Annotated in this window: 21 protein-coding genes; 8 read left to right on the top strand and 13 right to left on the bottom strand. The window is 69.4% G+C overall.

Annotated elements, in window-relative coordinates:
- Positions 1-35 precede the first annotated feature (35 nt).
- Positions 36-500 (top strand): SRPBCC family protein, encoded by a 465-nt coding sequence (locus tag H4Q84_RS13595; RefSeq protein ID WP_248579635.1) that lies wholly within the window; start codon positions 36-38, stop codon positions 498-500.
- Positions 501-569: 69 nt separating this feature from the next.
- Here the strand turns inward: H4Q84_RS13595 and H4Q84_RS13590 are convergent, their stop codons facing one another.
- From H4Q84_RS13590 to H4Q84_RS13570, 5 genes are all read right to left on the bottom strand, one after another.
- Positions 570-953 (bottom strand): GntR family transcriptional regulator, encoded by a 384-nt coding sequence (locus H4Q84_RS13590; protein ID WP_248579634.1) that lies wholly within the window; start codon positions 951-953, stop codon positions 570-572.
- Positions 950-1858, bottom strand: a complete 909-nt coding sequence (locus H4Q84_RS13585; protein WP_248579633.1) for a hypothetical protein — start codon at positions 1856-1858, stop codon at positions 950-952. Before H4Q84_RS13585 ends, H4Q84_RS13590 begins: the two co-directional genes overlap by 4 nt.
- A gap of 99 nt (positions 1859-1957) precedes the next feature.
- Positions 1958-2344 carry a hypothetical protein gene (locus tag H4Q84_RS13580; protein ID WP_248579632.1) on the bottom strand — a complete coding sequence of 129 codons (387 nt, stop codon included), beginning with the start codon at positions 2342-2344 and terminating at the stop codon, positions 1958-1960.
- A gap of 243 nt (positions 2345-2587) precedes the next feature.
- Positions 2588-3670, bottom strand: coding sequence for an inositol-3-phosphate synthase (locus tag H4Q84_RS13575; RefSeq protein ID WP_248579631.1), 1083 nt, complete (start codon positions 3668-3670; stop codon positions 2588-2590).
- Between the two features lie 28 nt (positions 3671-3698).
- The gene (locus H4Q84_RS13570) at positions 3699-4265 is read right to left on the bottom strand and encodes a PadR family transcriptional regulator (RefSeq protein ID WP_248579630.1); all 567 of its coding nucleotides are present in this window, start codon (positions 4263-4265) and stop codon (positions 3699-3701) included.
- A gap of 83 nt (positions 4266-4348) precedes the next feature.
- Here H4Q84_RS13570 and H4Q84_RS13565 point away from each other — a divergent pair, with 83 nt between their 5' ends.
- Together H4Q84_RS13565 and H4Q84_RS13560 are read left to right on the top strand one after the other, a co-directional pair.
- The gene (locus tag H4Q84_RS13565; protein ID WP_248579629.1) at positions 4349-6601 is read left to right on the top strand and encodes a transglycosylase domain-containing protein; all 2253 of its coding nucleotides are present in this window, start codon (positions 4349-4351) and stop codon (positions 6599-6601) included.
- A gap of 7 nt (positions 6602-6608) precedes the next feature.
- Positions 6609-8042, top strand: coding sequence for a glycosyltransferase 87 family protein (locus H4Q84_RS13560; protein WP_248579628.1), 1434 nt, complete (start codon positions 6609-6611; stop codon positions 8040-8042).
- Here H4Q84_RS13560 and H4Q84_RS13555 read toward each other — a convergent pair.
- From H4Q84_RS13555 to H4Q84_RS13530, 6 genes are all read right to left on the bottom strand, one after another.
- Positions 8029-9081 carry an alanine racemase gene (locus H4Q84_RS13555; RefSeq protein ID WP_248579627.1) on the bottom strand — a complete coding sequence of 351 codons (1053 nt, stop codon included), beginning with the start codon at positions 9079-9081 and terminating at the stop codon, positions 8029-8031. The two genes, H4Q84_RS13560 and H4Q84_RS13555, sit on opposite strands and share 14 nt — an antisense overlap.
- Entirely contained in the window at positions 9078-10220 is a 1143-nt protein-coding gene (locus tag H4Q84_RS13550; RefSeq protein WP_282580240.1) for a peptidoglycan bridge formation glycyltransferase FemA/FemB family protein, read from the bottom strand. The genes H4Q84_RS13555 and H4Q84_RS13550 overlap by 4 nt, the downstream gene beginning before the upstream one ends.
- 129 nt (positions 10221-10349) lie before the next feature.
- Positions 10350-11156, bottom strand: a complete 807-nt coding sequence (locus H4Q84_RS13545) for a deoxyribonuclease IV (protein WP_248579626.1) — start codon at positions 11154-11156, stop codon at positions 10350-10352.
- A 31-nt stretch (positions 11157-11187) separates the two neighbouring features.
- Entirely contained in the window at positions 11188-12315 is a 1128-nt protein-coding gene (locus H4Q84_RS13540; RefSeq protein ID WP_248579625.1) for a PQQ-like beta-propeller repeat protein, read from the bottom strand.
- The gene (locus H4Q84_RS13535; protein WP_248579624.1) at positions 12312-12830 is read right to left on the bottom strand and encodes a SigE family RNA polymerase sigma factor; all 519 of its coding nucleotides are present in this window, start codon (positions 12828-12830) and stop codon (positions 12312-12314) included. The genes H4Q84_RS13540 and H4Q84_RS13535 overlap by 4 nt, the downstream gene beginning before the upstream one ends.
- A 66-nt stretch (positions 12831-12896) precedes the next feature.
- Complete coding sequence (locus H4Q84_RS13530) at positions 12897-13805, bottom strand: serine/threonine-protein kinase (RefSeq protein WP_248579623.1); 909 nt, start codon at positions 13803-13805, stop codon at positions 12897-12899.
- Between the two features lie 225 nt (positions 13806-14030).
- On the opposite strand from H4Q84_RS13530, the gene rpsF reads away from it, so the two are divergent.
- The 4 genes from rpsF to rplI all read left to right on the top strand — a co-directional run bounded on the left by rpsF (position 14031) and on the right by rplI (position 15833).
- Positions 14031-14321 (top strand): 30S ribosomal protein S6, encoded by a 291-nt coding sequence (gene rpsF / locus H4Q84_RS13525; protein WP_248579622.1) that lies wholly within the window; start codon positions 14031-14033, stop codon positions 14319-14321.
- Between the two features lie 85 nt (positions 14322-14406).
- Entirely contained in the window at positions 14407-15012 is a 606-nt protein-coding gene (locus H4Q84_RS13520; RefSeq protein WP_248579621.1) for a single-stranded DNA-binding protein, read from the top strand.
- Between the two features lie 123 nt (positions 15013-15135).
- Positions 15136-15372 (top strand): 30S ribosomal protein S18, encoded by a 237-nt coding sequence (rpsR, locus tag H4Q84_RS13515; protein ID WP_101525917.1) that lies wholly within the window; start codon positions 15136-15138, stop codon positions 15370-15372.
- A gap of 14 nt (positions 15373-15386) precedes the next feature.
- Positions 15387-15833, top strand: coding sequence for a 50S ribosomal protein L9 (rplI, locus tag H4Q84_RS13510; RefSeq protein ID WP_248579620.1), 447 nt, complete (start codon positions 15387-15389; stop codon positions 15831-15833).
- 70 nt (positions 15834-15903) lie between these two features.
- Here rplI and H4Q84_RS13505 read toward each other — a convergent pair whose 3' ends face one another.
- Positions 15904-16443: a hypothetical protein gene (locus tag H4Q84_RS13505; RefSeq protein ID WP_248579619.1), complete on the bottom strand. Its 540-nt coding sequence runs from the start codon at positions 16441-16443 to the stop codon at positions 15904-15906.
- A 28-nt stretch (positions 16444-16471) separates the two neighbouring features.
- The gene (locus tag H4Q84_RS13500; protein WP_248579618.1) at positions 16472-17809 is read right to left on the bottom strand and encodes an MATE family efflux transporter; all 1338 of its coding nucleotides are present in this window, start codon (positions 17807-17809) and stop codon (positions 16472-16474) included.
- A 481-nt stretch (positions 17810-18290) separates the two neighbouring features.
- Here H4Q84_RS13500 and dnaB point away from each other — a divergent pair, with 481 nt between their 5' ends.
- Entirely contained in the window at positions 18291-19712 is a 1422-nt protein-coding gene (gene dnaB / locus H4Q84_RS13495) for a replicative DNA helicase (RefSeq protein ID WP_248579617.1), read from the top strand.
- Positions 19713-19759 lie beyond the last annotated feature (47 nt).

The following is a 19759-nucleotide window of genomic DNA, read 5'->3' as shown; positions in this document are numbered from 1 at the left end:
TCAGCTGACCGGAGACTACCCGTACTGTGCGCCGCATGAGCGACGTACTTCCCCTCCTCGAGGAGACGATCACGGTGGCTGCCCCGCCCGCACAGGTCTGGGCCCTGGTCTCCGACCTACCGCGCCTAGCCGAGTGGAGCCCGCAGGTGGTGAAGAGCTTCCAGCGTGGCTCCGGCCCGATCCAGCTGAGTACCCGCTTCTTCAACATCAACCGTCGCGGCCTGCTCGTGTGGCCCACGCAGTCGAAGGTGGTGCGCTTCGAGCCGCACCAGGAGATCGCGTTCCGGATCAAGGACAACTTCACGATCTGGTCGTTCACCCTCGAGTCCACCGAGGGCGGCACCCGGATCACCCAGCGCCGCGAGGCGCCCGACGGGATCTCCGACATCTCCGCGAAGTTCACTCGCGCGCTGATGGGTGGCCAGCAGGGCTTCGCCGCCCACCTGCGCGAGGGGATGCGCTCGACGCTGGGCCGGATCAAGGCGGAAGCGGAGCGCTGAGGTTGCGTTCATGGTCCCCGCCTAGGCGGGGGAACGTCACCCTCGTGGGGCAGGCAAACCCCACAAACCTCAGCCCAGCTGCCGGCGTACGGCGTCCCGGACCAGCCGGTCATCGGCCCCCAGCGCCCGCGCCCTCATCACGTACGACGCGGCGAGATCGTCGACCCGTCGACTAGTCGTGTCACCCAGCGAGCCACTGACGGGGCCCGAAGTTCGAGCGACCCGGGTGCCACCACCTCGGCGCGACTCCAGCAACCCGGCCGACTCCAGCTCGCGGTACGCGCGAGCGACCGTGCCGACGGCCAGCCCGAGATCCCCGGCCAGCTGGCGCAGCGGGGGTATCCGGTCGCCGGGGGCGAGCCGACCGACGCCGATCAGGTCGGCGAGCTGGCGGCGTACCTGCTCATAGGGCGGCGTCGGGTCGTCGGGGTCGACGGTGACCAGGGCACTCATCGCACGGCGACACGGTCAGGTGCACCAAGCCGGTCGGTCAGCAGTAGTCGCAGGCCACACCAGCACGTCACCACCACGGCGATCGGCAGGCTGACGAGCAGGGACAGTCCGACCGGGGCCATCCAGCCGGCGCCGCACTCACTGCCGCCGATCTGGTTGAGCGCGCCACCGGCGGTGAGGGCGACTCCGGCGTGCGTGGCGGCGATCGCCAACCCGGCGGCCGCCACGATGACCGTCAGCGACCGCATGCGCAGCGCGCCGTCGCCGTACTCGGACGGCGCGAAGCCGCGCGGGCGGCGCACGACGACGCGGGCCGCAAGCAGTCCGACGACGGCCACCAGCGCGAGGATCGCCAACAGTGGAAGGCTGTAGAAGCTGCCCGGATACGGGCCGTGTGACGTGCTGAAGCTACCTGTCTGGCACCCCAGGCTGCGACCGGCTCGGCCCATGTCATCGGCCGAGGCGGTGACGGTGGTCAGCGCCAGCGTCGCCACGAGCAGTCCGCCGAGAAGCGCCACCGTCCAGCTCAGTGGTCGAGGGAGGTAGGCCCACACCCGGCGCGGCTCGAGCGAGGCGGTGCGCAGTCCGGCCGCGCGCCGGGGCCGTACGACGGTCTCGCCGACCGCGACCCCGAGCATGACGCCAAGGCCCACGATCGCGGGTGCGAGCAGCAGCCCGCGTCCCAGTCCCAGGTCGACACCGGCCATCGGCCGGAACACCGTGGCGCCCGCTGCCGCGACGCCGGCAGCTCCACCGACGATCCGGATCGCCACGACGGCCAGCCACTCGCGGCCGGTCTTCACGTCCCGGCGGGCGAACGCCAGCAGCACCACCAGCATGACCATGACGAAGACCACCGGGAGCAGGCCCAGCACCAGCAGCTCTATGGTTCCGACGCCGAACATCCCGACCCCCTTGTATCAATACATTGGTACAAGTCAAGAATCCAGGGCAGCCCCTCTTGTGTCAAGCGTTCGACACAACCCGGCGCCGGGACCGAACGCTCAGAGCAGGCTGCTGTTCGGCAGCAGCACGCTGCCGGGAGGTCCCGCCGCCTCCGGGACCAGCGTGCAGGCGCCGTCGGGCACGGTGCAGGTCATCAGGGTTGTCTCCGCCTGCTGGTCGAGGAAGCCGTCGTCGGGCGGGGCGTGCACGGCGAACCCCACCGCCGTGTGGTCGTCGATCCAGTGGCTGAGTGACCACGTCGGGGTGCCGGGGATGACCTCCACCCGCCGACCGTCGCCCGACACGAACCGGTCGCGCGGCTCGGCCCGGTCGATCGCCCAGGTGCGAGAAGGGTTCCATGGACCGCCGTTCAGGTCGTCCTGGTAGCGCGGCGAGTACCAGGGCTGGGTCGTGCTGAAGACCTCGTCGACGTCCTCGGCGGTCACCTCCCCGCCGGAAAGACCGACCGTCAGGACGTCGGAGGGTGCGTGAACATAGGCGGTGTCGTGGGTGATCCCCAGGGTGCCCGGCGGTGCGTCCTCGTAGAGGTCACGCAGGTCGTCGGTGCCGGGCCAACCCCGGACGCCGAGGCCCGAATGGTATCCAGCGCCGAGCGGACGTCTGGAAACGGCCGACGCCCCGCACGACCACGAAGGTCGAGCGGGGCGTCGCTCCGATGAGGCGGAGGGTCACTCGCCGCGGATGAACTTCTCCAGCTCCTGGCGACCGATGTCGTCGGGCATCTGCACCGGAGGCGACTTCATCAGGTACGTCGACGCGGCGATGATCGGGCCACCGATGCCGCGGTCCATGGCGATCTTCGCGGCGCGCACGGCGTCGATGATGATGCCGGCCGAGTTGGGGGAGTCCCAGACCTCGAGCTTGTACTCGAGGTTCAGCGGCACGTCGCCGAACGCGCGACCCTCGAGGCGGACGTAGGCCCACTTGCGGTCGTCGAGCCACTGCACGTAGTCGGACGGGCCGATGTGCACGTTGCGGTCGCTGACCTTGTTGGCGAGCTCGCCCCGCAGGTTCGACGTCACGGCCTGGGTCTTCGAGACCTTCTTCGACTCCAGGCGCTCGCGCTCGAGCATGTTCTTGAAGTCCATGTTGCCGCCTACGTTGAGCTGGTAGGTGCGGTCCAGCGCGACACCGCGGTCCTCGAACAGCTTGGCCATCACGCGGTGGGTGATGGTCGCGCCGACCTGGCTCTTGATGTCGTCACCGACGATCGGGACGCCGGCGTCCTCGAACTTCTTGGCCCACACGGGGTCGGAGGCGATGAAGACGGGCAGGGCGTTGACGAAGCCGACCCCGGCGTCGATGGCGCACTGCGCGTAGAACTTGTCGGCCTGCTCGGAGCCCACCGGGAGGTAGGAGACGAGCACGTCGGCCTTGGCGTCCTTGAGAGCCTGTACGACGTCGACCGGCTCGGCCGCCGACTCCTCGATCGTCTCGCGGTAGTATTTGCCGAGACCGTCCATCGTCGGGCCACGCAGCACGTCGATGCCGAGGGTGGGCACGTCCGCGATCTTGATGGTGTTGTTCTCGGAGGCGTTGATGGCCTCGGAGAGGTCCTTGCCGACCTTCTTGTCGTCGACGTCGAACGCCGCGACGAACTGCACGTCAGAGACGTGGTACTCGCCGAACTTGACGTGCATGAGACCCGGGACGGAACCGTCGGGGTCGGCGTCCTTGTAGTACTCCACGCCCTGGATCAGGGAGGTGGCGCAGTTGCCGACTCCCACGATTGCCACTCGTACCGAACCCATGAGGGTCTCCTTCGTTGCTAGTTCTCTGCTATTCGGTGTGTTCGGGCGCCGGGGCGGGGTTGGCCCGCTCGGCGTTGATGAGGTCGGACAGCCAGCGGACCTCGCGCTCGACCGACTCGACCCCGTGACGCTGCAGCTCTCCGGCGTACCGGTCGACTTCCTTCTGCGTGCGGGCCAGGTCGGTCTGCACCCGGTCGAGCCGCTCCTGGAGGCGAGTACGACGGCCCTCGAGCACGCGCAGCCGGATCTCCATGTCGGTGCGACCGAAGAACGCGAACCGGATGTCGAAGTTGTCGTCCTCCCACGCGGTCGGCCCGACCTCGGCCATCAGCCGCTCGAACTCCGCGTGGCCGGCCTCGGTGACCTGATAGACGATGCGCGGGCGCCGGGTGATGAGCGTGGGATCGCCCACGGCCTCCTCGATCAGCGTGGCCCGCAGCATCTTCTTCAAGGTCGGGTACAGCGACCCGTAGGAGAGCACGCGCCCCCAGCCGAGCATGAGGTTCAGGCGCTTGCGCAGCTCGTATCCGTGCATGGGTCCCTCGTGCAGCAGTCCGAGGACTGCGAGCTCGATGGTCTCTGCACGACGTGCCATGCGACCTATCGTAGCGATATATCCGCTACACCTGAAATGTCGAGAAGTCTGCACTCGACCGTGGGTTGATTACCCTTACCGCCGTGAGTGCAAAGCGCCGAGCCGACGGCCGCCCCGTGACCAAGCGCCCCAAGAAGCCCCCCGTCACCCGCGGGACCCGGGTGCGGCGCGCCCTGAAGTGGCTGCTGGTGGTCGTCCTGGTCGGCGCCCTGATCGGCGCGGGGACGTTCGTCGCGCTGTACCAGGCGATCGACATCCCGGACCCAAACAAGGACTTCGAGACGCAGACCAGCTTCGTCTATTACGCCGACGGCAAGAGCGAGCTGGGTCGCTACGCCAACCAGAACCGCGACTCCATCCCGCTCGACGAGATGCCCGACACGCTCAAGGACGCGGTGGTCGCGGCCGAGAACCGCTCCTTCTACACCGACAAGGGCATCGACCCCAAGGGCATTGTCCGGGCGGCGTTCTCCAACGCCAGCGGCGGCTCCACCCAGGGCGCGTCGACGATCACCCAGCAGTACGTCAAGATCCTCTACCTCACCAGCGAGCGCAGCCTCCAGCGCAAGATCACCGAGGCCATCTTGTCGCTGAAGATCCAGCGCGAGGTGAGCAAGGAGCAGATCCTCGAGGGCTACCTCAACACCATCTACTTCGGCCGCGGTGCGTACGGCGTCCAGGCCGCCGCGCAGGCGTTCTTCGACAAGCCGGCCAGCAAGCTGAACCTCCGCGAGTCGGCTGTGCTGGCCAGCGTGCTGAACAACCCGAGCAACCTCGACCCGGCCAACGGCAAGGAAGCCAAGGAAGCGCTGCGGGTCCGCTACGAGTACGCCCTGAACGGCATGGCCGAGATGGGCAAGATCTCCGCGGCGGACGCGGACCAGGCGGCCAAGCGCCTTCCGAAGTTCCCCAAGATCAAGGCCGAGAGCCAGCTCGGTGGCCAGAAGGGTCACATGCTGACCCTGGTCCGCGACGAGCTCAAGCGCCTTCAGTTCACCGACGAGCAGATCGACGGTGACGGCCTGCGCATCACCACGACGTTCACTCCCTCGGCCATGGCGGCCGCGGAGGACGGCGTACAGGCGCAGCGTCCGGACGGGTTCGGCGACAAGGAGCTGCACATCGGCGCGGCCCTGGTCGAGCCCGGCACCGGCGCGGTGCGCGGGTTCTACGGCGGCCAGGACTTCCTCGACTCCCAGATCAACTGGGCCGCGACCGGCGGCATGGCGGGCTCCACGATCAAGCCGCTGACCATCGCCGCGGCGATCAAGCAGGGCTTCAGCCTCGAGGACTCCTTCGAGGGCAACTCGCCCTACGAGTTCCCCGACGGCCTCCAGGTCAACAACGAGGGCACCGGCTCCGACGGGCTCGGCAACGACTACGGCTCGTCGGTCGACCTGGTGAACGCCACCGAGGAGTCCATCAACACCGCGTTCATGGAAATGTCCGCCTCGATGGACGACGGCCCGCAGGCGATCTACGACATGGCCCGCGCCCTCGGCATCCCCGGTGACAAGCCGTCCAACAAGTACCCCGGCATACCGATGCGCACGGTCGACTTCCTGCCCGACGACACGCTCATCACCCTGGGAAAGGGCCGGGTCAGCCCGATCAACATGGCCAACGCCTACGCCTCCATCGCCAACGGCGGCGAGCGCGCCGACGCCCACGTGGTCGAGAAGGTCGTCGGCAAGGACGGCGAGGTGCTCTACAACCGTCCGGAGAAGACCCGCACCGCGGTCGACGAGGACATCGCCGCCGACACGTCGTACGCCATGCAGCAGGTCGTCCAGAACGGCACCGGCCGGGCCGCACTGGCCCTGGGCCGTCCCGCGGCCGGCAAGACCGGCACGGCGACCGCCCCCGGAAAGGGCGGCGAGGACGTCGTCTCGTCGGCGTGGTTCGCCGGCTACACCCCGCAGCTCGCGGCCGCCGTGATGTACGTCCGCGGCGACGGCGACAACCAGCTCGACGGCTGGCTGCCGTCGTACTTCGGTGCCGACTACCCCGCTGACACGTGGACCGCGATCATGCAGCAGGCCACCGACGGCATGGAGATCGAGGACTTCCCGGAGCCCGCGTACGTCGACGGCGAGGCGCCCTCGACGGGTCACGAGCCGTATGTGCCGCCGCCGCCCCCGCCGCCGCCGAGCAGACAGCCCACGAAGGCGCCGACCAAGAAGCCGACCGACAAGCCGACCCCGACACCGACGCCCACGCCGACCCCGGTGCCGCCGACGCTGGTCCCGACGCCTCCACCTCCGCCCCCACCTCCGCCGCCGGAGACGCCGACGCCGCCCCCACCGCCCGTGTCGTCGACACCCCCGCCGGCCTGAGCCACCCGTGACGGGGCGATCCACGGGGGACGAGTTCGAGTCGCGGGTCCACCCGACGCAGGACGACTCGGTCGTGGCCGCCGTCTCCGAGTCGGTCGGTGGGCCGATGGGCAGGCACGCCGCGCCACACCGCTTCTGGTCGCCGGTGCGCGTGCTGCTGCTGCTGACCGCGCTCTGTTTCGCGGTCGGCCTGGTGCAGAAGGCGCCGTGTGCCAACTCGCTGTGGCAGGACGGCGCCGAGAACTACAACAACATGTGCTACTCCGACCTGCCCCCGCTCTACTACGGGCGTGGCCTGGCCGACGGGCACTGGCCCTACACCGACGACCCGGTCGTGCGCGCCCAGTTCGACGTCATGGAGTACCCCGTCGGCATCTCCTACTGGGCCTGGGCGACCGCGAAGGTCACCCGCGCCATCGCTCCGGATGACGGCACCCGCGACGTCGCCAAGGAGGCCCGGCTCTACACCGCGGTCAACGCCGTGGGCTTCGCGCTGCTCGCCCTGCTGGCGACCTGGTTCTTGGCAGGCGTCACCCGGCGCCGCCCCTGGGACGCCGCTGGGTTCGCCATCGCGCCGACCCTGGCCCTGACTGCCCTGATCAACTGGGACCTCCTGGCCGTCACGCTCGTGGCGGCCGCGCTCTGGACGTGGTCGCGCGACCGACCGGTGCTCACGGGCGTGCTGATCGGTCTCGGCACGGCGACGAAGCTGTACCCGCTCTTCCTGCTGGGCGGCATCCTGGTCATCTGCCTGCGCCGGCTGCGCCGGGTCGACGGAAATGGCGACACCGAGGAGTCCGACCCGGTGTTCGACTTCGGGGCAGTGGCCGGCTCCGCGGCCGTGGCCTGGCTGCTGGCCAACGCGCCGGCGTACATCTCCGGGCCTGCGGAGTGGAAGGTCTTCTGGACCTTCAACTCCGGGCGCGGCGCCGATCTCGGCTCGATCTGGCTCGTGCTCCAACAGGTGTTCGACCACCCCATGCAGCCCGAGCTGATCAACAAGGTCTCGTGGCTGTTCTTCGGCGCCTGGTGCGTCGGAGTGCTGCTGATCGGGCTCAAGGCGCCGGCGACGCCGCGCCTTGCACAGCTGGGCTTCCTGGTCGTGGCCGGCTTCCTGCTCATCAACAAGGTCTACTCGCCGCAGTACGTCCTGTGGCTGCTGCCGCTCGCCGCGCTGGCCCGGCCGCGCTGGCGCGACCTGCTGATCTGGCAGACCGGCGAGATCGTCTACTTCGCGGCCGTGTGGCTCTACCTCGGCGACTACCTCGCGCCCGCCGGCGGCGGCGACGCCGGGTTCTACTCGATCGCGACCCTGCTGCGGATCGCGACCGAGCTCTACCTCGTCGCGATCGTCGCGCGTGACGTCCTGCGCCAACCGCTGGCTGAGAATGACGCGCCAGCGTCTGTCTCGAAACCGGTTCCGCCCGTCAGTCGATCGTGACGCTGTCGAACGACGTGGCGGTGTAGCGCACCCGCACGTCGATCTCGTCGCCGACCTTCGGCACGTGCGCGCCCGCGGGCACGAACAGCATCGAGGCCTGCATGTGCGGCGTCTCGGCGAAGAGCCGCTGCTTGCCGTCGATGGAGTACGGCGACCGCACGAAGCCGACGGCATCGAGACCGCCTCGGGCCAGCGTGGCCGCGCGGGCCTTCAGCGACGACTCGCCGGTGGGCGCCTCGAGGCCGATGCCGTGCGCCGTACCTCCGGAGACGATGAGCAGGTGGCCCGACTTGGGCGCGGTGCGGCTGCGGTATCCGAACGCGTCGCCGCGCTCTAGCGGGTGCACGTCGAGGACGGTGGCCGTGACGCGCAGTGCGCCGCGGTCGCCGAGCCACAGCGCGGTGCCGGTGCGCGGCCGGATCGTGAAGTCGGCATACGAGGTGCGCAGCGTCGCCAGTTCGTCGGGCGTGAGGTGGCTGACCCAGACGGTGCGGGTGTCGACGCCGGAGCCGACGATGTCGTTGAGCAGGCGGCGCACCTCGCCGATGTGGGAGCCCTGCTCGAGTGGCAGGTGCAGCGCGATGCCCTCGAGGCCGGGGCCCGCCCGCTGAGCGTCGAGGTCGAGGGTGCGCAGCTGGCGGCCGGACATGCCGTGCCGCAGCATCGACGTGGCGAGCTCGAGCACGTAGCGCGCGTGCGGGTCGTGGGCGCGCAGCGCGCCGAGGTCCTCGGGCCTGCTGACCGTGTGGATCACGCGCCGAACGATGGCCGGGTCCACCTCGAGTGCAGGACCGAACGGACGCCACGGGGTGAGCACCAGGAGGTCGCCGTCGAAGCGGGTCGCGACCTCGGGCAGCTCGACGTACGTGCCGACGGCGAGGGTGTCGAGGCCCAGCCACTGCGTCTTGCGAGCCAGCCGGCCGATGCCGAAGCCGTAGCCGTTGCCTTTCGCGACCGGCACCAGGCCGGGTGTGCTCTGGGCCACCCGGCGCAGGTGGCTGCGCCAGCGGTCGCCGTCGACGGTGAGGGAGAGACTCACGAGGAACGACGCTTCATGTAGAGGTCGAAGGCCTTGTACAGAGCCTTGTTGAGCGGCAGGTCCCACTCGCCGGCGTACTCGACGGCCTCGCCGCCCGTGCCGACCTTGAACTGGATCAGCCCGACGTGCGGGTCGTCGGAGTCGAGCGTGTCGGTGATGCCGCGCATGTCGTAGACCGCGCACCCGGCCGCGAGCGCGTCGCTGATCATCGCCCACTGGATCGCGTTGGAGCCCCGCACGTCGCGCTTCTCGGTGGAGGAGGCGCCGTAGGAGTACCACGAGTGGGTGCCGACCCGGATCGAAATCGTCGCGGCGACAAGATCAGCCTCGTGATGGGCCAGGTGTACGACGATGCGGTCGGGATCCTCGGCCGAGAGTGCGTCGTACATCGTGGTGAAGTAGCCGAGCTGGCGCGGGGTGAAGCCGTCGCGCTCGGCGGTGTGCACGTAGAGGTCGTGGAACGCCTTGAGGTCGCTACCGTCGGTGCCGCGGGTGACCACGACGCCCTCCTTGGCGGCCTTCTTGATGTTGCGGCGCCATTGCTGGTTCATGCCCTTGAGGACGTCGTCCTCGGTGCGGCCATCGAGGGGGAGCTGGAAGTTGTACTGCGGCTGGCCGGCCGCGAAGCCGCCCTCCACCGCCTGCGGGCGCCAGCCGAGCTCGTGCAGCTGCGAGACGACGCAGGCGCCGGCCTGGCCGCGCTCGAGCGGGGGCACGTCGTCGAGACGTCGTACGGCGTCGTCGGCGATGCCGTCCTTGACCTGCGCGGCACTCCAGCGGCGGGTGACGACGGGTGGTCCGATGCGTACGCCGAAGGCACCCTGCTTCTCGAGGTGCGCGGCGAGCGGGGCGAGCCAGCCGGCGAGGTCGTCGGTCTCCCAGTCGATGACCGGGCCCTCGGGCAGGTAGGCGAGGTAGCGCTTGAGCCGCGGCAGCTGGCGGTAGAGCACCAACGCGGAGCCGACGATCTGCCCGTCGCGCTCCCAGACCACGGACTCATTGCGCCACTCGGGCTTCACGAGCGCCCACGCAGGGGTCTGCAGGAAGCTCGCGGACGGCTGGCTGCGGATGTGGGCGAGGTGCTCGGCGGAGGAGGCCGAGCGGAGTGACAGCGGGGGGTTCAGGGGGGAAGATGACACGGCACCGAGGCTACCCGCCCGCGCTCCCGCGACTGACAGACACAACAGGGACTCGACAAGACCCCCGTCCCTGTCGAGCCCCTGTCCGCCCGTGGCAATGGGGTTACCCGGGAAGCCGCAGCTCAAACTTCACATTCGCTCGCGCAGCCAGGCGAAGTCGGCGCTGTGCTCGTCTGCGCCGCCCGGCGTCTCGCAGATGACCGGGGCGCCCGCGTCGCGGACCACCGCGGCCAGCAGGTCGGGGTCGATCTTGCCGGCGCCGAGGCTGGCGTGCCGGTCGGCGCCGGAGTCGAACTCGTCGCGGCTGTCGTTGCAGTGCACGAGGTCGATGCGGCCGGTGATCCTGCGGATGTCGTCGACGATCGTCTCGAGCGGGTTGCCGCCCGCGTGGGCGTGGCAGGTGTCGAGGCAGAACCCGACCAGGTCGTCGCCCTCGGTGCCCTCGATCGCCGACCACACCCCGGCAATGCGCTCGAGGTAGCGGGTCATCGCGTTCTCGCCCCCGGCAGTGTTCTCGATCAGCACCGGCAGCTTGAGGTCGGTGGCCGCGATCGCCTTGCGCCAGTTGTCGAAGCCGGTCTCGATGATGCGCGGGTCGTCGGACTTGTTCTCGACGTGGCCGCCGTGCACGATCAGCCCTTTGGCCCCGATCTCGGCCGCGGCGTCGACGTGCTGCTGCAGCAGCTTGCGGCTCGGGATCCGGATCCGGTTGTTGGTGGTGGCGACGTTGACGATGTACGGCGCGTGGACGTAGAGGTCGATCCCGGCTGCCTCGGCGTCGGCACGAAGCCCGCTCGCGCCTCCGGCGTACTGCACGACGGGGCCCTGGTAGCCCTGTGGGTCACCGAGGAAGAACTGGACGACCTTGGTGTCGCGAGCTCGCGCCTCGGCGATCGGGTCGGCCTGGTCGACGTGGGCTCCGATGCTGATGCTCATGGCGGCCAGCCTAGGACCGGCCGCCGACAGGTCAGGACTCGTACAGCTGCCCGCCCAGCTTGACCTCGGCTGCCTCAGCGCTGAGACCGTCGGGAAGGGGGGTGGTGTCGCATATGCCCGAGTCAGCAGCGCAGGTTTGCAGCCCCTTGCCGGTGATCCGGAACAGGTCGCCGTCGGCCGTCCAGCCCCAGTCGTACGACGGCCCGTCGAGGACGACCTCGTCGCCACTGCCGATCGTGCGGACCGTGGTGTCCGCCGACTCGCCACCGGGGTCGGCAACCTGGTCACCGACCATCGCGTAGCGACCGTCGGGAGAGAGCAGCACCGTGCCGTACTCGCTCGGGGGGAGCTCGATCAGGTCCAACATCTCGCCGGTAGCGACGTCGAGCACCGTGAGGTGGTCGTCGGCCCTCTGCACGACGCTGCGGCCCCCGGACACCTGCACTAATGGGCCGTCGACCCGGTCGGTCGACGACTCCTCGCCGGTGCGCCAGTTGACGACGGTGGGCGCGGTGTCGGTGCCGACGTACACGAGGTCGCCCTCGATCGCGACCGGCGGCGCGTTCCAGCCACCCTCGAAGTCGTCGGTCACGGGCACCCGAGCGACCTCGGTGTCGGTGGTGATGTCGTGCACCACCACCTCGACTCGGCCGTCGGTGATCACGGCGTAGGCGAGGTAGGGCTGGTCGGGATCGACGCCGGGGACCGTCTCCTCGGTCACGACGCTCACCGGCAGCACGTCGCCGTTGGGCGTGACCAGGCTGAAGCGCTGCGGTCCGCCACGGTCGCTGAAGTCGTTCTCGCCGTGCCGGACCAGCGTGCCAGCCGACGTGTAGTACAGCGACTTGACTGCCTTGTCGGCGATCGTGGCCTGCACCTTGCCGCCGTCGAGGTAGACGGTGTTGCCGACCGCGAAGCTCGGGCCGGTGTCGACCGTGTCTGCGGGGGCGATGTCGCGGGCGGTGTCGTCGCCGATGCTCCCAGCGAAGACTGCCCCGCCGGCGACGACAGCGACGACGGCCAGGGCCGCTGCGCCGGTGAGTGCCTGCTGCCGGCGGCGCGTGCGTCGTCCGCGCGTCAGGATCGCGTCCGTCGAGGGGGCCGGGATGTCGAGGCCTCGCGCTTCGTCGTGGATGAGCTGGGAGAGTCGCTCGGTCATGGCAGGTCCTGGGTGAGTACGTCGGCGACGACCGTGTCGCCGAGAAGGGTGCGCAGCCGGGTCAGCGCGTCGAAGGTCTGGCTCTTGACGGTGCCCTCGGAACAACCGAGCGCACGCGCCGTGTCGGCGACGCCGAGGTCCTCGTAATAGCGGAGCACCACGACCGCCCGCTGGCGCTGCGGGAGCTGGGCGAGCGCGGCGAGCACCGCCGGCCGGTTGCTGAGGTCGAAGTCGTGGGCGATCTCGGGAAGCGTCTCGGTCGGTCGCTCGTTGCGCCACGAGCGCTTGCGGAACCACGACGAGGCGGTGTTGTGCAGCACGGCCCGGGCGTACGCCGGCGCTGCCTCCACGCTGCGGACCGATCCCCACGCGGCGTACGTCTTGGCAAGCGCGGTCTGCACCAGATCTTCCGCCTCGGCCCGATCGCCGAGCAGCAGGTAGGCGGTGCGGTAGAGCGAGGGCCACGCAGCATGGACGAGCTCGGCGAACTCGTCGTCGTCCGGTGGTCGGGACATCGCAGCTCCTGTGTAGGTCAGTTCATCGTCACCCGGAGAGATGCGGTGTGTCGTCGGGCGGTTGGGTCAACGCAGCAACAGGGCAGCCACGACCGCGCAGCCGAGCGTGATCGCGCCGAACGCCGCGATCTGGAGCCGGGCAGCGAGGGGCACGCGTGCCTCGTCGGGAGCCGGGCCCAGCCGGTCGGGCGCGGAGGGCCCTCCGTCGTACGGCGGGTCGAGGCGGCGTAGGAGGCGCAGCGCCTCGTCGGCGCTGGCGGGGCGGTCCTCCACCTCGGGGGCGAGGAGGCGCTCGAGGAGGGGGCGAAGCCGGCTCGACGGGATCTCGGGTGTGCGGCTCGGGTGGATGCCGGTGAGCAGGTGTAGCCCGACGGCGCCGACGGAGTAGAGGTCCTGGCGCGGGTCGGGGGCGCCACCGAGGGCCTGCTCGGGGGCCATGAAGCCGTCGGTGCCGATCGCGCCGGGCGCGCTGGTGAAGCGGTCGCCGGCGAGCACGGCGGCGACGCCGAAGTCGGCGATGCGTACGTCGGGAGTGCCGTCGCGGGTCGGCTCGAGCAGCAGGTTGCCAGGCTTGATGTCGCGGTGCACCACACCTGCGGCGTGCACGGCGGCCAGCCCGCGCAGTGTCTGCTCGAGCACGCGGGCGACGTACCCCTCGGGCAGTGGGCCGTGTTCGGCGAGCATTGTCTGCACGGAGCCGCCGGTGACGAGGTCCATGACGATCACGACCAGGTCGTCCTCGGCGACCCAGCCGGTGGGCGCGAGCACGTGCGGGTGGCGGATGCGGACCGCCTGCTCACGGACGAACCGCACCAGCAGCGCGTCGCTGTGGTGACCCAGCACCTTGGCAGCGACGAGCCGTCCGGTGCGGCCGTCACGTGCGCGCCAGACCGACCCCATCCCCCCGGCGCCGATCTGGTCGAGCAGGACGTACCGGCCGGCGACGAGGGTCTCGGGAGGGCGGGTCCGGAGCATGCCCCGACGCTAGCCACGATCGGCGATCCGTGCGTCCGCTCATCCACAGGTCATCGATTCCATGGTCCGCTGGGTGCGCTGTTAGCCTTGAGCGTTCTTTGTCCCGCCCATCCATATGGTGCGTGACGCCGAACCACGGCCCGGCACTCGCCGTACGCCGTGAACGCAAGCCCTCCTGCCACGGAGAGACCGTGGCCGCCGAGCCCACAGGAGGTGGAGACCGCTTTGCGCGCATACGAAGTAATGGTCATCCTCGACCCCAGCCTTGAAGAGCGAACCATCGAGCCGTCGCTCGACAAGTACCTCAACGTCATCCGCAAGGATGGCGGCACCGTCGAGAGCGTTGACGTCTGGGGACGTCGCCGCCTCGCCTACGAGGTCAAGAAGAACGCCGAAGGCATCTACGCCATCATCTCGCTGCAGGCCGAGCCGGCCACGGTCAAGGAGTTCGACCGCCAGCTCACGCTCAACGAGTCCATCCTGCGTACGAAGGTCATCAAGCCCGGCCCTCGCTGAGCTGTGGATGACCTCTTTCGCTTGTCGGTGCCGTCGTACACGATGACCACCGGCAGACATTCAAGGATCAGATAGGACACCTGACATGGCAGGCGAGACCGTCATCACCGTGGTCGGCAACCTGGTCGACGACCCGGAGCTGCGCTTCACCCCCTCGGGTGCGGCCGTGGCGAACTTCCGGATCGCGTCGACCCCGCGGACCTTCGACCGGCAGACCAACGAGTGGAAGGACGGCGACGCGCTGTTCCTCTCCTGCTCGATCTGGAGGCAGGCGGCAGAGAACGTCGCCGAGTCCCTCCAGAAGGGGATGCGGGTCGTGGTGCAGGGGCGGCTCAAGTCGCGTCAGTACGAAACCCGTGAAGGTGAGAAGCGCACCGTCATGGAGATCGACGTCGACGAGGTCGGTCCGTCGCTGAAGTACGCGACCGCGAAGGTCACCCGCACCACCCGTCAGGGTGGCGACAGCGGTGGCTACTCCGGTGGCGGCCAGCAGCAGCAGGCCGGCAACGACCCGTGGGCCACTCCGGCACCGCAAGGTGGCGGGTCCCAGGGCGGCTTCGGCGGCAACCAGGGGGGCGGCCAGTCCGCTCCCGTCGGTGGCGGCCAGAGCAACCAGGGCAACCAGGGCGGCCAGCAGGCCGACCCGTGGGGGGCCCCGGGTGTCGGCTCGTCCGACGAGCCCCCGTTCTGACCCACCGGGTTGAGCAGGGCGCTCTGCGCCCGTCTCGAAACCAGCAGCACCCATCCGAATACACCTCAACCATTCCGTCTCCGTAACCAACCGGAGCCGGGCTTCTAGAAAGGGAGCACCACAATGGCCAAGGCAGTGATTCGCAAGCCCAAGAAGAAGGTTTGCCAGTTCTGCAAGGAGAAGGCGACCGGTGTCGACTACAAGGACACCACTCTCCTCCGCAAGTTCATCTCCGACCGCGGCAAGATCCGTGCGCGTCGGGTCACCGGCAACTGCGTCCAGCACCAGCGCGACGTGGCCATGGCAGTCAAGAACGCCCGCGAGGTCGCGCTTCTGCCCTACACGTCCACCGGTCGTTAAGGAGAGTTGACGAAATGAAGCTCATCCTGACCCAGGAAGTGACCGGGCTCGGTGCCGCCGGCGACGTGGTCGAGGTCAAGGACGGCTACGGCCGTAACTACCTCGTCCCGCGTGGTGTGGCGATCCGCTGGACCCGTGGCGCCGAGAAGACCGTCGAGTCGATCACGGCCGCCCGCACCTCGCGTGCGGTCCGTGACCGCGACCACGCCGTGCAGATCAAGGCGAAGCTCGAGGCCAACCCGGTTGCCCTCAAGGTGCGCGCGGGCGAGAGCGGCCGTCTGTTCGGCGCCGTCACCTCGGCCGACATCGCCACCGCCCTGACCGATGCGTCGGGCGAGCCCGTCGACAAGCGGACCATCGTGGTCGGCAACTCGATCAAGGCGCTCGGCAACCACGAGGTCTCGGTCAAGCTCGACGACGAGGTGTTCGCCACGGTGGCCCTCAACGTCATCCCGGCCTGACCCAGCTCCACCACACGCGAACGGCCCGCTGCCCCTTCGGGGGAGGCGGGCCGTTCTGCGTGTCCGGGTCTCAGCGAACGTCGGCGGATGTCGCCTCGCGAGACGCCCACACCCGACCGGAGTAGCCGAACAACAGCCAGATGAGCATCAGCAGGGCGAGGGCGGCCAGCACGTACGACGGCACCTCGAGCGCGCCGATCCCGCCACCGAACACCAGCACCGGCGCCATCGCGGTCACCGTGATCAGGGTGGCGGTGGTGCGCAGCCAGCGGGCTGCCCTGGCGTCGGTGAGCACGGCCTGGCCCGCCAGCGTGTGGGCGAACCACGCGAGCACGAGCGCCTGCGGCAGGTTGGCAGCCCAGCGCAACGAGGCGTCGTGGTCGTCGAGCCAGGTCCCGGTCTCTGGGAACCACAGCACCACGGATACGACGAGCACCAGCACGCACAGCCAGACCATCGTCGAGCGCTGGCGGTACGCCACGGGCAGACGGCGCAGCCCGTTGATCACGAGCAGCCAGCCGAGCGGGTCCGGCAGCGCGTCGTACCCCCCGAGGCGGGCGGTGATCGCGACGATCACGAGCCCCATCGCGACGGATTGCAGCGGCTTCACGGGAGTGAGACTAGCCAGCGCTGGCTGGTCAGGCGCCGGTCACCAGCCAGGCGTCGTCGCGCGCGCGCCGGGTCAGCAGCCAGCAGCGGCCGCCCATGAAGACGACCGTGAACGCGATCCACACCCACACCAGCGAGTGCGTCACGAATGCCGCGACGAGGATCGCCGGGGTGGTCATGGCGAGCACGACCACGCCGGCCCAGGCGAGGTAGCGACCGTCACCGGCACCGATGAGCACTCCGTCGAGCACGAACACGATGCCGGCGACCGGCTGCCCGATCGCCGCCACGACGAGCACCGGCACGAGCAGGTCGTGGACCCGTGGGTCGTCGCTGAAGAGCGGGCCGAGGAGCGGGCTGCTGGCGGCGAGGAGTACGCCGCAGACCACGCCCGCGCCGATGCCCCACCGGATCATCTGCGCGGTGACTTGGCGGGTGCCGATGACGTCGCCGGCGCCGAGGTAGCGGCCGGTGATCGCCTGCGCCGCGATGGCCAGCGCATCGAGCGCGAAGGCCAGGAAGGTCCAGATCGTGAAGGCCAGCTGATGGGTCGCGAGCTCGGTCGCCCGGCCGTGGCCGGCCACCACGACGGCGTACGTCGTGACGAGCAGGGCGGCGCGCAGGGTCAGGGTGCGTACGACGAGCGGCACGGCCGCGCGGGCTGCGGCGGTGATGCCGGGTCGGTCGGGCGACAGGGGCGCGTTCTCGCGACGGGCCGCGCGGACCACGACCCAGACGAGGGCGGCGGCCGACGCAACCTGGGCCAGCACCGTGCCGATGGCCGAGCCGGCGATGCCGAGACCGTTGATGCTGCCGACGCCGTACACGAGCAGCAGGTTGAGCGCGATGTTGAGCCCGTTGCCGGCGACCGCGACGACGAGCGGGGTTCGGGTGTCCTGCAGGCCGCGCAGCACACCGGTCGCGGCCAGCATCATCAGGAGCGGGGTGGTGCCGAGGAGGGCGAGCCGGAGGTACGTCGCGGCGTGTCCGGTCGTCTCGCTGCCGGCGCCGAAAGCCTCGACGAGCGGTGTCGTGAGCAGCATGCCGAGGATGGTCACCGGGACACCGATGAGGATCGCCAGCCAGAGACCGTCGACGCCCTGGCCGAGCGCGCCGCGCACGTCGCCGGCACCGAGCCGACGCGCGACGCTCGCCGTGGTGCCGTAGGCGAGGAAGACGCACAGGCCGACCAGCGTCTGCAGCACCGCCGCCGCAACGCCGAGACCGGCCAGCTCGCTGGTGCCCAGGTGGCCGATGATGGCCGCGTCGGCCAGCAGGAACATCGGCTCGGCGACCAGGGCGAGAAACGCCGGCACGGCCAGCCCGACGATCTCCCTGCGCCGACTGGTGGCGAGCTGTTCGGTCATGAGGCGACTGTACGGCGAGTAATGACCATAGGGGAGTGATGATCCCTACATGTGGACGCCCGCCTGCCTGTGCATGATCGGGCCCAACCTGTGGGTCGTCGAGTCGCCTCAACGCCGTGTCGACAAAGCAACCGGCAAAGCCCACATGTCGAGAAGATGAACAGACCTTTCTGGCAAGTTCTTCTCCTCCACACCCAGTGAACAGTGTTTACGCAGGTCAGAGACCGTCGCGACGCGGAGTGATCGACGTTGTCCACAACGCTGTCCCCAGCCCGTGCACACAGAACAGCGTGTCGTCCAGAAGGCCGGCCGAGTTATCCCCAGACCCTGTGGATAACTCATTAACGAGTTGGGCCCGCGGCGTCGTACCGTCCGCGAGGCCGCAAGGTCGGACACCCCATCACACGGCGGCGATCCGACGGGCTCGGGGACTGTCGGTGCCCGGGCCTAGCCTGCAACGAGACGGCAACCAGGGAGCAGCATGTGCGTCACCGAGGACAACCTGCAGGGCTCTCCAGACGTGACGTTCGACGATCACTGGGGCGACGGCCCGTCGCCGTTCGCTCCCGGCGAGGCGACCTCGCGCCCGGGTGACCGCACGCCCCCGCAGGACCCCGCCGCCGAGCAGAGCGTGCTCGGCGCGATGCTGCTCTCCAAGGACGCCATCGCCGACGTGTCGGAGGTGGTCCGCGGCGTCGACTTCTACCGCCCGGCCCACGAGATCATCCACGACGCGATCATCGACCTCTACGGACGCGGCGAGCCCGCGGACCCGGTCACCGTCGCCGCCGAGCTGCATCGGCGCGGCGAGCTGCAGCGGGTCGGCGGCGCGCCGTACCTCCACACGCTCTCGGCCAACGTCCCGATCGCGGCCAACGCTGCCTACTACGGCGAGATCGTGCGCGAGAAGTCGATCCTGCGTCGCCTCGTCGACGCCGGCACCAAGATCGTGCAGATCGGCTACGCCGGCGAGGGCCAGGTCGACGACGTGGTCGACCAGGCGCAGGCCGAGGTCTACAAGATCACCGACCGGCGTACGGCCGAGGACTACGCCCCGCTCAGCGACATCATGAACGGCGTCCTCGACGAGATCGAGGCCATCGGCAACCGCGAGGCCGGCCTGTACGGCGTCCCGACCGGCTTCGCCGACCTCGACGACCTCACCAACGGTCTGCACTCCGGCCAGATGATCATCGTCGCGGCCCGCCCGGCCATGGGGAAGTCGACTTTGGCACTAGACTTATGTAGGGCCGCGTCGATCCACAACAACATGACCAGCGTCTTCTTCAGCCTCGAGATGACGCGCTCCGAGATCACCATGCGCCTGCTCTCGGCCGAGGCGAAGGTGCCGCTGAACCACATCCGCAACGGCAACATGAGCGAGGACGACTGGGACAAGCTCGCCAAGAAGATGGGCGAGGTCTCCAGCGCGCCGATGTTCATCGACGACTCCCCGAACATGACGATGATGGAGATCCGGGCCAAGGCCCGCCGGCTCAAGCAGCGCCACGACCTGCGGCTCATCGTCATCGACTACATGCAGCTGATGAGCTCGGGCAAGAAGGTCGAGTCCCGCCAGCTCGAGGTCTCGGAGTTCTCGCGGCAGATCAAGCTGCTGGCCAAGGAGCTCAGCGTGCCGATCATCGCGCTCTCCCAGCTCAACCGTGGTCCCGAGCAGCGCGGCGACAAGCGCCCGATGATGAGTGACCTGCGTGAGTCCGGCTCGCTCGAGCAGGACGCCGACATGGTGATCCTGCTCCACCGCGACGACGTCTACGAGAAGGAGTCGACCCGTCCCGGCGAGGCCGACCTGATCGTGGCCAAGCACCGCAACGGCCCTACCCGCGACCTGACCGTGGCCTTCCAGGGTCACTACTCGCGCTTCGTCGACATGGCGCACTGACCATCAATGTGTCGAGATGCAGCCTATTTTTCAAAACCGGTCACCTT

Source organism: Nocardioides sp. InS609-2 (assembly GCF_023208195.1).
Classification (GTDB): Bacteria; Actinomycetota; Actinomycetes; order Propionibacteriales; family Nocardioidaceae; genus Nocardioides.
This window is presented reverse-complemented; position numbering and strand designations above follow the sequence as displayed.

What these genes read in the sequence shown, in the direction of transcription:
- rplI (WP_248579620.1), top strand. Translation starts at nt 15,387, where the DNA reads ATGAAGCTCATCCTGACCCAGGAAGTGACCGGGCTCGGTGCCGCCGGC.
- H4Q84_RS13520 (WP_248579621.1), top strand. Translation starts at nt 14,407, where the DNA reads ATGGCAGGCGAGACCGTCATCACCGTGGTCGGCAACCTGGTCGACGAC.
- H4Q84_RS13535 (WP_248579624.1), bottom strand. Translation starts at nt 12,830, where the DNA reads ATGTCCCGACCACCGGACGACGACGAGTTCGCCGAGCTCGTCCATGCT.
- H4Q84_RS13585 (WP_248579633.1), bottom strand. Translation starts at nt 1,858, where the DNA reads ATGTTCGGCGTCGGAACCATAGAGCTGCTGGTGCTGGGCCTGCTCCCG.
- H4Q84_RS13575 (WP_248579631.1), bottom strand. Translation starts at nt 3,670, where the DNA reads ATGGGTTCGGTACGAGTGGCAATCGTGGGAGTCGGCAACTGCGCCACC.
- H4Q84_RS13500 (WP_248579618.1), bottom strand. Translation starts at nt 17,809, where the DNA reads ATGACCGAACAGCTCGCCACCAGTCGGCGCAGGGAGATCGTCGGGCTG.
- H4Q84_RS13545 (WP_248579626.1), bottom strand. Translation starts at nt 11,156, where the DNA reads ATGAGCATCAGCATCGGAGCCCACGTCGACCAGGCCGACCCGATCGCC.
- H4Q84_RS13570 (WP_248579630.1), bottom strand. Translation starts at nt 4,265, where the DNA reads ATGGCACGTCGTGCAGAGACCATCGAGCTCGCAGTCCTCGGACTGCTG.
- H4Q84_RS13530 (WP_248579623.1), bottom strand. Translation starts at nt 13,805, where the DNA reads ATGCTCCGGACCCGCCCTCCCGAGACCCTCGTCGCCGGCCGGTACGTC.
- H4Q84_RS13540 (WP_248579625.1), bottom strand. Translation starts at nt 12,315, where the DNA reads ATGACCGAGCGACTCTCCCAGCTCATCCACGACGAAGCGCGAGGCCTC.
- H4Q84_RS13590 (WP_248579634.1), bottom strand. Translation starts at nt 953, where the DNA reads ATGAGTGCCCTGGTCACCGTCGACCCCGACGACCCGACGCCGCCCTAT.
- dnaB (WP_248579617.1), top strand. Translation starts at nt 18,291, where the DNA reads ATGTGCGTCACCGAGGACAACCTGCAGGGCTCTCCAGACGTGACGTTC.
- rpsR (WP_101525917.1), top strand. Translation starts at nt 15,136, where the DNA reads ATGGCCAAGGCAGTGATTCGCAAGCCCAAGAAGAAGGTTTGCCAGTTC.
- H4Q84_RS13595 (WP_248579635.1), top strand. Translation starts at nt 36, where the DNA reads ATGAGCGACGTACTTCCCCTCCTCGAGGAGACGATCACGGTGGCTGCC.